Source organism: Pseudoalteromonas sp. SMS1 (genome assembly GCF_021530565.1).
Taxonomy (GTDB): domain Bacteria; phylum Pseudomonadota; class Gammaproteobacteria; order Enterobacterales; family Alteromonadaceae; genus Pseudoalteromonas.
The window spans coordinates 1-13,377 of record NZ_JAKGBI010000014.1 but is presented as its reverse complement, the minus strand read 5'-3'; the positions used below and the strand labels follow the sequence as shown (position 1 = coordinate 13,377).

10 protein-coding genes are annotated in these 13,377 nt (G+C 43.7%); all 10 read right to left on the bottom strand.

Annotation, left to right across the window (positions count from 1 at the left end):
• Positions 1-29 precede the first annotated feature (29 nt).
• Positions 30-200: a hypothetical protein gene (locus tag L1286_RS15110; protein WP_235407898.1), complete on the bottom strand. Its 171-nt coding sequence runs from the start codon at positions 198-200 to the stop codon at positions 30-32.
• A 213-nt stretch (positions 201-413) separates the two neighbouring features.
• A complete protein-coding gene (locus L1286_RS15105; RefSeq protein ID WP_235407897.1) occupies positions 414-1,649 on the bottom strand; it encodes a cysteine desulfurase-like protein in 1,236 nt (411 codons plus the stop codon).
• Between the two features lie 10 nt (positions 1,650-1,659).
• A complete protein-coding gene (locus L1286_RS15100) occupies positions 1,660-2,292 on the bottom strand; it encodes a 2OG-Fe dioxygenase family protein (RefSeq protein WP_235407896.1) in 633 nt (210 codons plus the stop codon).
• A gap of 294 nt (positions 2,293-2,586) precedes the next feature.
• Positions 2,587-3,567 (bottom strand): hypothetical protein, encoded by a 981-nt coding sequence (locus tag L1286_RS15095; RefSeq protein WP_235407895.1) that lies wholly within the window; start codon positions 3,565-3,567, stop codon positions 2,587-2,589.
• Positions 3,567-4,514 (bottom strand): autotransporter outer membrane beta-barrel domain-containing protein, encoded by a 948-nt coding sequence (locus L1286_RS15090; protein ID WP_235407894.1) that lies wholly within the window; start codon positions 4,512-4,514, stop codon positions 3,567-3,569. Before L1286_RS15090 ends, L1286_RS15095 begins: the two co-directional genes overlap by 1 nt.
• Before the next feature lie 369 nt (positions 4,515-4,883).
• Complete coding sequence (gene acnB / locus L1286_RS15085; protein ID WP_235407893.1) at positions 4,884-7,481, bottom strand: bifunctional aconitate hydratase 2/2-methylisocitrate dehydratase; 2,598 nt, start codon at positions 7,479-7,481, stop codon at positions 4,884-4,886.
• Between the two features lie 253 nt (positions 7,482-7,734).
• Positions 7,735-8,793 (bottom strand): OmpA family protein, encoded by a 1,059-nt coding sequence (locus tag L1286_RS15080; RefSeq protein WP_235407892.1) that lies wholly within the window; start codon positions 8,791-8,793, stop codon positions 7,735-7,737.
• A 105-nt stretch (positions 8,794-8,898) separates the two neighbouring features.
• A complete protein-coding gene (locus tag L1286_RS15075; protein ID WP_235407891.1) occupies positions 8,899-10,677 on the bottom strand; it encodes an ABC transporter ATP-binding protein in 1,779 nt (592 codons plus the stop codon).
• A 15-nt stretch (positions 10,678-10,692) separates the two neighbouring features.
• The gene (locus L1286_RS15070) at positions 10,693-12,126 is read right to left on the bottom strand and encodes a protein adenylyltransferase SelO (RefSeq protein ID WP_235407890.1); all 1,434 of its coding nucleotides are present in this window, start codon (positions 12,124-12,126) and stop codon (positions 10,693-10,695) included.
• Complete coding sequence (locus L1286_RS15065) at positions 12,127-12,852, bottom strand: DNA-3-methyladenine glycosylase I (RefSeq protein WP_442961737.1); 726 nt, start codon at positions 12,850-12,852, stop codon at positions 12,127-12,129.
• Positions 12,853-13,377: the final 525 nt, after the last annotated feature.

The following is a 13,377-nucleotide window of genomic DNA, read 5'->3' as shown; positions in this document are numbered from 1 at the left end:
GCGATAAAGATCTCTGCAGCCATTACTTTCTAGCAATTATACATAGACATACATGTGATACCTTGGTAAGAAATACAACCCGGTACATGGGGTGAACTTGCGTACATGCCACCAGCAATATGTGGTGTTTGCGCTTGGTTTAACGTTTTATTGTTTGTCGTTAACTGCTTTACTGAGCGTTTCTTAAGTGCGACTTTCATCGTTATTTCCTTTTTATGTTGATCGTTTTCACACAGGTTGACTATTGCAACCTGTTTAATAAATAACCATTGATACGCATTAAAATCAACGCTTTGAGTCTGTACATTATTTCATTACAAACGGTAAAGCTTCTGTGAGATAGTGACATGTTTTACTGTGCAAAAATCACTCAGTGATTTTTGAAATAAAAAAGGGTGCGTAAGCACCCTTTTTTATTTCAAAAATTCACCAAACAAATCGAAAAGCTTATCTAACTCTTCAATGGTGTTATAGTGCATACAGCCAATGCGAACGACACCACCTTTATCCATCACCCCAAGCTGTTCACACAGACCTTGAGCATAAAAATTGCCATCCCAAACACACACATGCTGCTGACCTAAAAACTCAGACACTTTACGCGGTTCAATACCATCAAAAGTCAAAGCAAACGTTGGCGTGCGCTCTGCAACTCTCGTCACATCATCAATCCCGAATAAATTGATTTGTGGGAAGTCTACTAACCTTGTTAAAAAATGTTTACTCAATGCCATTTCATGCGCTTTTGAATTCGCAAAGGCCTGCTCAAGTCGCCTTCTCAGTGGCTCGGACTCAGACAACTCACTCAAAGATGCGATGTAATCTATCGCTGCAATCACACCAGCCAAGCCTTCAAAGCTCTGCGTACCCGTTTCCCAACGTCCTGGGATCACGTCTTTAGCTGGCTCAACTTTGTATGGCATGAACCCTTCTAAGTGTTCGCGCTTCCCATAAACAATCCCCACATGCGGCCCGAAGAACTTATATGCTGAGCAAGCGAGGAAGTCACAGTCCAAAGCTTGTACATCAATCAATTCATGAGGCGCAAAATGCACTGCATCTACATAGACAAGCGCACCAACCTCATGTGCCATTTCAACGATTTTCTTAATATCGTTGATAGAGCCTGTGGTATTTGATGCGTAAGTGACAGCAACCAGTTTTGTATTGCTGTTCAAAAGTTCCGCAAAATGCGCCAGATCCAAAGTACAATCCGACTCATTGATACGCACAGCGTGAACACTTGCCCCTTTATCTTCGGCGGCCTGACGCCATGAAGAGACGTTTGAATAGTGATCTGCATTTGTCACAATGACTTCATCTGTAGGCTGCCAATCTCTAGAGATAGCACGACTAAAGCTAAATGTTAGGCTAGTCATATTGGCACCAAATACAATCTGTTCGTGACTTGGCGCATTGAGTAGTTGTGCAACGGCCTCTCTAGCACGGCTCATCAATTCGACCGTTTTATCACTCGAAAAAAATGCACCACCTAGATTTGAATTAAAGTAACCAAGGTACGCTGACATCGCACTCAGTACTGACTGAGGCACTTGAGAACCACCCGGTCCATCTAAAAACATCGGTGCCTGTCCTGAGATCTCCTGCATCAATGCAGGAAACTGACGGCGAATTTGAGATAGATTCATAGCAGCCCCATTAAGCCGTAAATACAAAACAGTCTAAGTAGCCCACTTTGTCCGCGTCGAGTTTATTCATCGGCGTTGCGTTGTGCCATACTTCGCGATCGTTCACCAGGGCAAACAACCCATCTTTGATTTCCATTTTAAAACACGGTTCAGCTTCTTTGTGCTCATACACAAGCAACTCGCCACCGGCAATATTTTCGTGTGAAACACCACATACACAGACATGGTCAAACCCATCTTGGTGCACACCTTCTGGTGCTGGTGGCGTATCACTTTCAATAGCAAGCATTCTGAACTGATGCACTTCAATATCTCTCTCGTCGGAAATACCAGTCATCGCCTTGAACTCTGTAAGCAAGTGTTTGAACCCATCGCTTTGCAGCAACTCCGTTTCTAAATTCTCGTATACACGCTCAATATTACCTTGGAAATTGTTTATTGAGTCATCTTGTACAAATGCCTTTGTTGGCTGGATAGAGACCGCATTATCTTGAAATTTTAATACCGAATAACGGCGTTTACGAAACGCGCCATCTGCATACGGGTTATCTGGCAAACGTGTGAAGAATGGCTTTACTGAATCAATATGAGATTGTTGAATAAAACGAAGTTGAAGCAAATTCTGGTTGTTTACTGCTGTCATTTTTGCTCTCGCCTTTTGATGAGAAATTGGCAGAGATCTTAATCTATTTCACAGGAAATTTTGATTTTGAATAACTTGCTTTTAGCAAAAACAAAGAATAAATATACCCAATAAAAACATAAGTTAGATTAAAAATACCTTTTGTTTTAAATTTGGTAACTTTGCATTATGGCGCCAAATATAATCAACATTTTGCCTTACTGACACCGCAGCAACCAAAATAGGGGTCTTATAAATGCAATTTTCAGTTTAAATGAGCTTTCAGGACAAAGCGGCAACAGCGTGCAAGAACGCTTACAACTTATCTTCAATAGCAGCCAACTGCTGTGCAAAACTCAAATGACGCAAATCACCTAACCCTGCTTTTTTTGTCAGCGCTAAGAGTTGGTTTTCCAGCGTTAATAGTTTAGCCTCAACTTGCTTATCTGTTAGCGCCTGCTTTCGCGCAAGGTGCTCTGCGTACAAATGTTCAAGTCTTAAAATTTGCAAACGGGCAGAACGCGCTTTTTCTTCAATTAGGTGGTACGCTCGCACATTTGAATAGATAAACTGTTTTGCATATTCCGTCGTATTGGAGGCGTCCGCATAGACATTAGGTAACACGTATGCTTTTGGAGAAGTGGCTATGGTATCTAGCTGCGCAAATACCTTACCTAAATAATGTCGTTCAACCGCTGCTTTTTCTAGCGTGGTTAACTGAGCTTGATACTCAGACAGTCGTGTTTCAACTTGCATCTGCTTGCCTTCAACGAGCATTGCCTTAAATACGTTATGCTGGTCTTTTAGTCTTCGATAGCGCTTCGAGAACTGCTGTGGCGTATCGAATTTATCTAGCACTGCAAAGTGTGATCGCACAGGCTCTAACACCGAGAGAATTAATTGTTTTGCTGCTTGTGCGCCCGAAACCAGTGCCTGTATTTCTTGACCAGTTTCAATAATTTCACCACTGACCGTCTGAGACGAAAAGAAGGAGGCACTGTCCAAAGCCTGATGTGGCTTCGCTTTTAGTTTAGAAAACTGATCTTGTAAATCTTGCCATTCTTTTCGTGCTCTCTGTGTACGCTGTAAATCATATTCTGCTAATGACTCTGCTCTAGCTAAGTACATTGCTTGCTGCGCCTCCATAAACGCCGCTTCAGCGCGATTGAAGGCACTTTGTACTTGCTCATTTGACGGTGTTGAGTCACCTAAAGTATTTTGAACCGCGTCAAGCGTTTTACATCCCGTAATACTGATAAGTATTGCGCCAATAACAACGCTAAACTTCCTCTGCATCAATAGCTCCATTGTAATCCAGCTGTCAGTGATACATTAGTATACTCTATTTCAGGGACACGCAAACGTCGGCCATTCAATTCCTCTGTGACGGTATCTCGCTCTTTGTAGTAAGCATCTACCCCCACCATCAATGCAATATGTTCTACTAGTTGATATCGCACGCCAGCTCTAGCCATTATCCCCCACCCATTGAAGCTTTCTGTCAGTGTCGTTGTCTCGAATTGAGTATTTTGAATTCGACTATAAATCGGCGTGCTTAGCTCCCCCTCGACATACCAACTTATCGTTTCATTGGGCTGAAGGATTTTGCTGTCATAACGTGCACCAACAGTTGCAAGCAAGCCCATTTGATCTTCTGTGACCGAAATAACGGGGACCAAAGAGGCGGGGTTATTTTGTAAAGCATCATCGCCGTCTTTCGCTTGGCCAGGTAAATCAAAACGAGGAACAGGATCACCTTCATCTCTTGGGAGCGCTTTCAGTGCATTATCAAAATCCGTTGCACCAGGGTTGACGAAGCGAAAGTTGGAACGTGTAAAGCTCGATGTAAAGATCTTCATACCGAAAGTCAGCTGAATGGCACTGTGATAATTATAAGCAGCGGTGAATGCCAGTTCATTTGCTTTTACTTTAAAGTCATTTTGTTGAATGGCGCCAAAGTTTCTCAGTGACCAAGTTTCAGTATCGATTTCAGTTGAAATAGTCGCTGCACTGCCAATGTAAAAACCCCACTCATCATCAACACCAGTATATGAAAGTTGCCTGACTGCGGGGTTGGTGACTGATATGGACTGCGATAATTGCCCGAAACCTGCGACATCTTGAAGTGACTCGTTATAGTCAATCGTTTCAAAGCCTAGGCGAATTTCACTAAAAGAGGGCAGCGGTGCCGCCAGTGCATTACAACTGCCTAAGATACCTACTAAAGCGAACGTATATTTCATTGCCTTTTCCCCGATAACATGGTGATGGTATATCGCAAGGCACAACTAACCTCCCCTTGCTACAAGCCTATTTGATTGCGTTTGCAGCTTTAATAAGATTCAAGCACCATTGCTTACAATGCAAAATGACAACAGCCCTAAACTAGGTATCAATACATAGCGAACGAACAGCATTACCTTGTTCTAATAAAGCAGCCAAGATAACTCCTCAGATTATGTATAAACAGTAGTACAGACCTCTTTATAGTCAAGGACATAGACTGAATTCCATGGCGATTTAATATGTTAAATAGCGTCGAGTTGATGGGGGTCTCTGAGTTGCAAAGCTGCTGAAAAGCCAACACAAAATTGGCTTTTCACATTACTAAACTAGACAGCCTGTTGAATGATGACGCCATCGGCTTTTTTAGTATAGTGCGGCATCTGATGGAAGTTTAAATACCGATACGTATCAGCAGCAGTCGCATTGATTTTTGTCGCATACTCTTGATATTCATCAGGTGTAGGTAAACGACCAATAATCGCGGCAACCGCAGCAAGCTCTGCAGATGCCAAGAATACATTCGCCCCAGTCCCCAATCGATTCGGGAAATTGCGAGTAGAGGTAGACACCACCGTCGCTAGGTCCGCCACTCTAGCTTGGTTACCCATACACAGCGAACACCCAGGTGTTTCGATACGAGCGCCGACGCGGCCATAAATGCCATAGTACCCTTCGTCAGTTAACTGGTCTCGGTCCATTTTCGTAGGGGGCGCAATCCACATTCGGGTCGGCAGCTGCCCTTTAAACCTATCCAATAATTTTCCCGCAGCCCTAAAGTGCCCAATATTGGTCATACATGAGCCAATAAAGACCTCATTTATTTCCTCCCCTTGCACCGCAGAAAGTAATCTCGCATCATCTGGGTCGTTCGGCGCACATAAAATTGGCTCCTTGATTTCACTGAGATCAATATCAATTGTATGTGCATATTCTGCGTCTTTGTCTGCCTCCATTAGCGTTGGATTTTCCAACCAATCCTGCATTTTTTCGATACGGCGCTCAATGGTGCGAACATCACCATACCCTTCAGATATCATCCACTTGAGCATTACAATGTTTGAGCTTAAATATTCCTCTACTGATGCGTGTGATAGTTTTACAGTACAACCCGCAGCGGATCGCTCAGCCGATGCATCAGATAGTTCAAATGCTTGCTCAACAGTAAGGTGCTCAACCCCTTCGATTTCCAGTATTCTGCCCGAAAACGCATTCACTTTACCCTTCTTCTCTACCGTCAGTAATCCTTGCTTAATGGCGTAATACGGAATGGCATGCACTAAGTCACGCAGTGTGATCCCTGGTTGCATCTCTCCGTTAAAGCGTACGAGAACCGATTCGGGCATATCCAGTGGCATAACGCCAGTAGCAGCCGCAAACGCCACTGCGCCAGAACCCGCAGGAAAAGAGATGCCCAATGGAAAACGGGTATGTGAATCACCGCCGGTGCCAACCGTGTCCGGAAGGAGCATTCGATTAAGCCAAGAATGGATAACGCCATCTCCTGGGCGTAAAGATACCCCGCCTCGATTCATCATAAAATCGGGTAAAGTATGATGTGTATTCACATCAATAGGCTTAGGGTAAGCTGAAGTATGACAAAACGATTGCATCGTCAAATCCGCAGAAAAGCCCAGACAAGCTAAGTCTTTTAATTCGTCGCGCGTCATTGGACCAGTCGTATCTTGTGAGCCCACTGTGGTCATCTTAGGCTCACAATATTGCCCGGGGCGCACACCTTCAACACCACACGCTTGACCAACCATTTTTTGCGCCAAGGTATACCCTTTGCCCGTGTCATTCGCTTGGGCAGGCTTACGGAATATAGCCTCCTGCTCCAATTTCAGTGAAGCACGTGCCTTATCTGTCAAACTGCGACCTATAATAAGCGGGATCCGCCCGCCGGCCTGAACTTCATCTAAGATTACGTCCGACTTTAACGTGAATGTAGACAGCACCTCATCCGTGCCAAAACGTTTTACAACGCCCTCATAAGGATATATATCAATTTGGTCGCCCATGGCCAATTTTTCGACAGGCAGCTCAATGGGTAACGCCCCCGAATCTTCCATAGTATTGAAGAAAATGGGCGCGATCTTCCCACCCAGACATATCCCACCTACACGCTTATTCGGTACATGTGGAATATCGTCTCCCATAAACCACAGCACGGAGTTTGTCGCAGATTTGCGTGACGACCCAGTACCCACAACATCTCCAACGTAGGCAAGCGGTAAACCGTTCGTTTTTAGGGCCTCAAGTTGTGAAATTGGGCCAATTTCACCATGCTTTTGAGGTAGGATCCCTTCTCTTTCGTTTTTCAACATAGCCAAAGCATGCAGCGGTATGTCTGGTCGCGACCATGCATCAGGCGCTGGAGATAAATCATCTGTGTTTGTTTCACCAGTAACTTTGAACACCGTAACTGAAATTTTCTCAGGTACTGCAGGCTTTTCGGTAAACCATTCTGCTGCTGCCCATGACGCAATAACTTGTTTGGCAAACTTATTCCCTTGCTTCGCCTTTTCTTCGACATCATAAAATGCGTCAAACATTAATAGGGTCTGTGATAAACCTTTTGCAACGACTGGAGCGAGTTGCTCATCGTCAAGGAGCTCAATCATAGGTGCAATATTATAGCCACCTAACATTGTGCCTAAAAGCTCAGCAGCGTAGGTTTTGGAAATCAATGGCGATGTGTCTTTCCCCTTTGCAACAGCGGCCAGAAAGCTCGCTTTAACATATGCGGCATCATCCACACCGGGTGGCACTCTATTAACCAATAGGTCTACGATAAAGTCTGCTTCTCCTGTAGGTGGGGCCTTAATTAGCTTAATCAGTTCTTCGGTTTGTGCCGCATCTAAAGGCTTGGGAGCTATCCCCTGCGCCGCACGCGCTTCTACGTGATTACGATATTCTTGTAGCACGGTGTTATCCTCTTGGTGACGTGTTTTAATAAGCATTTTAGTATTTAGATTTATAACTGCTTACCTTTTAATCTGACGATTAAATTATAAGAGCTTTATTTTTAGATGAAAATCTTGCAAGTTGGATTGAGCTATATAGTGGCTATAACTGGTGTGAATATAAAATGAGAGGAGCCTATACTTATGTGAATATCTATTGCGCATTTTGCATTGATAGCCGAGATCATTGCTGAACTCGACTATCAAGCTATTATTAGCGTTTTACCTTAACGCGCTCAACTGAAATGACTTTGGCTTCCACACGGCGGTTAGCAGTATGTGCTTCTTGTGTATTACGGCTATCTAACAAACGCTCTTCACCATACCCTACCGTAGAGATACGTGTTGCATCGATGCCTTTTTCTATGAGCTGTTTAGCGACTGCATCAGCACGCTTTTTAGAAAGCCACATGTTGTAATCAGCCTTACCTAAACTAGAGGTATGGCCTTCGAGTACCACAGAAGTTTCTGGGTGTGCATTTAAAAACTCAACCACTGCGTTAATGTCATTTAAATATTGTTGAGATACTTGCGAATTATTGTTTGGGAATCTCACTAATAAGCTAACTGTGACCTCTTTCTCTTCAAAAAGGCTACAACCCTTAGCATCAACCGCATCACTCATCGGTGTATTCGCACAGCGATCGTGCTTATCTAATATGCCATCTTTATCACTGTCTTTTGGTGCAGCTACGACAGTGGGCTGTGGTGCAGGTTGTGGGGCTGGCTCAACTTTTTTGGGGCTGCTTGTTGTGCCGCCAAACATATAGTTAATACCTAATTTAGCACCTACATCCGTATAACCTCGTTCTAGCCCTTGATAAATAGCAGTTTCAAAGTTCGCTGCAAAATTATCCGTAAAGTGATGACGATAACCGACACCAGCATTGGCAAATAAATTGCTATCGAAAAGGTCGATAGATTTCAGGCCAGCCAACGCATAAAATGGACCCCCATCAAAATGATAGAGACCATCAATGCCGAGACGATCGCCATCGACAGAGCCATTTCCAGCACCTTCAAGATCAAAGTCTAGATCGGCATACTCAATACGCGCACTCCAATATTTATTAAAACGATAGCCTAGCTCTGCACCCCAACCTGTAGAGTTATCGATACCAACACCACCATTGCCAACACCTCGGATGTTTTCCCAACTTGCATCGTAGTAATCACCGAATACGCCTAAGTAAACACCTTCTTCGATCTCGTTTGCATGCAAAGAAGACACGGTAGCCATCGCTACAACTACGCTTAGCATCTTAAGTTTCATGTTTATTCCCTCTAAAATTCAGACTTTTCTAATTTGATGCCCACATAATAGTAGCCTAAGACTTAATAATTACTTAACACTACATAAGTATTTTTAATTACATTTTTAGCCCTGATGGCCAAATAACACTTGGTACAAGCCGTCCTCTTCAACTAAAGTCCTATGATCTCCAGACTGTGTGACTTTGCCATCATCTAACACATATATGATATCAGCTTGGCGTATTGCACTGAGCCGATGCGCAATTATCAGCGTCGTACGGCCTTGTAAAAATTGATTGAGGTTGTTGTGTATGCGTGCTTCTGTTTCGACATCCAGCGCAGACGTTGCCTCGTCTAAAATCACGACTTTTGGATTCGCTGCGACCATTCGAGCAATTGCCAATCGCTGTTTTTGTCCCCCTGACAACCTAACCCCATTGCGACCAACAATAGCCTCTAATTGGCCTTCCATTGCCTTAACATTTTTAGCCAGTTCAGCAATTTCCAACGCATGCCAAAGTTGTTCATCAGTGCAATCTCGACCAAGGCTTAAGTTTTCTCGAACCGTCGCATTGAACAAAATAGGTTGCTGCAAAACGGTTACGACATGTTCACGCACAGTGTCATAGCCTATTTCTTCAACAGACATATCATTGATAAAAATGTCACCCTGTGACTTTTGATAAAGGCCAAGCAACAATTGGACTAAAGTCGATTTCCCACCACCTGATACTGCGACTAACGCAACCTTTTTACCCTGTGGAATAGACATACTGACGTCACGTAATATCTGCTGCCCATCATGATAAGCAAAGCTCACGTTATTAAATCTAATACCCACTTGCGGCGCTTCAAAAGGCGTTACCTGAGTATTCACCCTTTCTGGCTCAGTCTCATACTCAAGCACTTGATTTAGGCGCTGAAGCGCACCTGATGCACTGTAATATGCATATTGAATACTTAAAATCTCCTGAACAGGCCCCATCATGAACCAAAGGTACCCAAACACCGCAAATATTTGGCCCACCGTAAGCCCTGAAAAGACGACCATCAACATTGCTATTGCTCTGAATATTTCAAAACCAAGTAAAAATACCGTGAAACTCAATCTATTTACGGCATCTGTTTTCCATTGGGACTGCACAGAATAATGCCTGAGATCTTTAGCAGCACTCATAACATTATCGAAATAACCATGCTCTCTGCGCATTGCCTTCAATTGTGCAATCGCATCTAGTGTCTCGACAAGTGCGGTTTGAAATGCTTCAAAGGCACTGTTTTTCTTTTTAGTGAGATGCTTTACCTGTTTGCCAAATTGACGAGAGAAATATATCACGGCAGGATTTAAGGTTAGGATGATAAGACCCAAAGTCAGATCTATCCATAGCAACACTATCGCCGTTCCTATAATAGTTAACAGACCAATTAAAAAGCGTGACATAGTTTGGCTAATGAACCCATCCAAAGTCTCTATGTCAGTCACACACCGAGAGCTAATCGCGGCGCCACCTTGAGTTTCAAACTCTCGCAGCTGAACACGAGATAAATGGTTAAGTAGGCGCTCTCGAATTTGCAAAGACACATCCTTGCCAATTATCGTAAACTGGCGAGACTGAGCAACGCCCAGTAACAAAGCAGCGATTCGCATCAGCATGACGGCGGCTAGGATAGCGAGAATATAGCCTGCAGGGCCATGCCATTGAGGTGGCAGTAATTGATTCATTGTATCGACTGCAATGCCCGGTTTTTCAAGCAATACTTCGTCAACTAACAAAGGCATCATCAATGGAATTGGTACACTGACCAATGCCGCCAGCAATGCGATAAAGTGTGCTAAAACAAGCGGCTTTTTATGTGCCAATACCTGCCTTTGTATTTCCTTCCAAGTTAATGGTCCCGTCATAACTCCTCTCAAAAATTACGTACCACAGAATGTTTGGTAATGTGCTGTATTTGATTGAGACGTCAGCCACTTTAGTGGGTAATGCTGATATTCATATGGCGTTTTCAAGGCCGTAAGCCACCCATTTAATTGCGGGCTTTCGCCTTTCTCATAAAACTCTTGAATAATCTCTTCAACCAATTCATTACGAGGGATAAGTGCGGGATTGACCGCAACCATACACTCTAACATCGCTTCAGATGTATACTGCTTTGTCCGTTGTGACCATTTCCTAACCCAGGCAGCTAACACATCAGATTGCGGGTATTGTGTTTGAAACGTCTCCATTTTACTCGCGGTAAGCGCAGCAAATGTATTTGTATAATCCAATTGATGCGTTGTCATCAATTCTAGTAATTCATTGATTAAACCTTGATCTTCCTCATGCCAGTCAAGTAACCCCAGCTTTTTCCGCCAAAGCTCTCTATAACCCACATTGAAAGTTTCTGAGAATGCGACCAAGCTGTGCGAAAAGCGTTCTACTGCGTGCTCTTCATTTTCACACAACAACAGCAAAGACTCTGCGAGTCGCGCACAATTCCAACTAGCAATATTGGGTTGTTGACCAAATGCATAGCGCCCTTGTGAATCAATAGAGCTATAAACACGTGAAAACGAAAAACGCTCCATCATTGCACATGGGCCATAGTCGATAGTTTCCCCATTCACTAAAGTATTGTCTGTATTCATTACACCATGAATAAACCCTACTTGTAGCCATTTTAGTATTAATACACACTGTGCTTGGCAAACCCGATCAAAAAAGGCAAAAACACGCTCTTCCCCTTGCGCTACGATCTCCTCGAAAGCATCTGCGATTGCCAATTCCATGAGTTGACGCATGGCGTCACTGTCCTGCCTAAGCGCTAATAACTGGAAGGAGCCAACCCGTATATGGCTGTGTGCGATCCTCGCCACCAGAGCACCTGGCAAATGACCCTGTCGGTAAACGGATTGGCCGGTCGTGAGTACGGCTAAGCACTGTGTGGTTGGGACCCCTAAACTTTTCATGGCCTGACTCATAATAAACTCGCGCACAGCTGGACCTAAGGCGCACAAGCCATCTCCACCACGAGAAAAGGAAGTCGCTCCGGATCCTTTTAATTGAATGTCATACGCTTTGTCGTCTCTGCCTGTAAAAGAAGCCAATAGATGTGCTCTGCCATCCCCCAGCAAGGGATTAAAATGACCAAACTGATGCCCTGAATAAGCAAGTGCAACACTTTTGCCACTGCTTAACACATGCTGACCCGAGAGGTAGCCAAGCGTCTCCTCACTGTCCCATGCCAGCCCAACGTCGTTATTTAATTCGCTGTTCATCAACAGCAGTTTTGCCTGCTCGAATGTATCTGGTTTAGCTGGTACAGCAAACTCTGCACCCAACTGAGTATAACGAGAATAAAACATCATTTAAGTACTCTGAATTACGTTATCACCAACGCTGTATGCGATTATTTGGCTTATTGCTGTCATCGACATGCCACTGGTATCTTGTAGTTCATTAAAATGTATTTGTGCCGACTTAAGGGACTTCAAAGTCTGCAATCCACCATCAATTATTTTATTAGCACGGAGGTAGGTTTCTATATCTTTGGTCAATAAAAAAGTGTCTTTACCTAGTGCTCTCAATGCGAAAGGTCCTGTATTTCCACCTAATCTATTGCCCTTTTTCTTAAGCATAAGCCAAAGATCGATGATATTGCTACTTGGCCACCGTGCTATTAACTCACTGAGTGAACCATGCTCCTGTTGAACTTCGTGAATCATTTGACAATTAATTGCAATGCTTTGTACTTTCTTAAAGTTACGAATGATACGTTCATCTTGAGATCTTTGTTCATACATATCAGGGGACATATACAGTAATTTTTCTACAGAGAAATCCCAAAAAACCTCTCTAAACCCACTCCACTTGGCATTGACGACAGACCAGTAAAAACCAGATTGAAAGATCTTTCGAGTAAACTCTTCCAGCCACATATCATCACTATACTCAATCAGCATCGTTTCGGGTTGTGGTGTATTGAGTAGTGCCCGTAAATTGGCTTCTCCACCTTTACGCTGACACGCTCTGTCATATATCTCGTTAAACCGACTCAATTGGCCCCCTTCAATTTTTGCGAATATATTACTCAATAATAGTCTCACATATATAGTCGATGAAACACATGTTGTGAGTAAGGGTATTAGGTAAATTGAGCAACTCCAAATATCAGAGCGGGAGAATTGAGTTTAAGAGGCTATAAACCATGATCGAAGCGTGAAGGTGGGCTTAATGCGACGTGTTAACGACAATGCGCGCAGCGAATCCATGTGCATGCGTAAGTATAGTGCGAAAGGTTTATGACAAGCGCAAAGCGCCCACATTCTTTTCGCGCAAGGTGAAATGAGTAGGTTTAACCGCAGCTAAGGAGATGTATTTAAAAAGCATAAAGAATCACAACTGTGAAAGCGCTTCACTGCCCTCGCCCTAAAGCTCGTGTTAGCACCTTAAACGCAAAAAACCCGTCGCATTACTAAGGGGTTTCTTTTATTGGGCCCTGGCGATGGTCCGGCCGACGACCAGAGGCCTCGCGTTCAGTCGGTAGAAAGTGAAACTATTCACTTTCCTAGTGCGAAAGGTTAGCGACAGCGAACACAGTGAGCACGCTTCTTTTGCGC

Coding starts and splice junctions, on each gene's coding strand:
- L1286_RS15110 (WP_235407898.1), bottom strand. CDS start 200: ATGAAAGTCGCACTTAAGAAACGCTCAGTAAAGCAGTTAACGACAAAC.
- L1286_RS15105 (WP_235407897.1), bottom strand. CDS start 1,649: ATGAATCTATCTCAAATTCGCCGTCAGTTTCCTGCATTGATGCAGGAG.
- L1286_RS15100 (WP_235407896.1), bottom strand. CDS start 2,292: ATGACAGCAGTAAACAACCAGAATTTGCTTCAACTTCGTTTTATTCAA.
- L1286_RS15095 (WP_235407895.1), bottom strand. CDS start 3,567: ATGCAGAGGAAGTTTAGCGTTGTTATTGGCGCAATACTTATCAGTATT.
- L1286_RS15090 (WP_235407894.1), bottom strand. CDS start 4,514: ATGAAATATACGTTCGCTTTAGTAGGTATCTTAGGCAGTTGTAATGCA.
- L1286_RS15080 (WP_235407892.1), bottom strand. CDS start 8,793: ATGAAACTTAAGATGCTAAGCGTAGTTGTAGCGATGGCTACCGTGTCT.
- L1286_RS15075 (WP_235407891.1), bottom strand. CDS start 10,677: ATGACGGGACCATTAACTTGGAAGGAAATACAAAGGCAGGTATTGGCA.
- L1286_RS15070 (WP_235407890.1), bottom strand. CDS start 12,126: ATGATGTTTTATTCTCGTTATACTCAGTTGGGTGCAGAGTTTGCTGTA.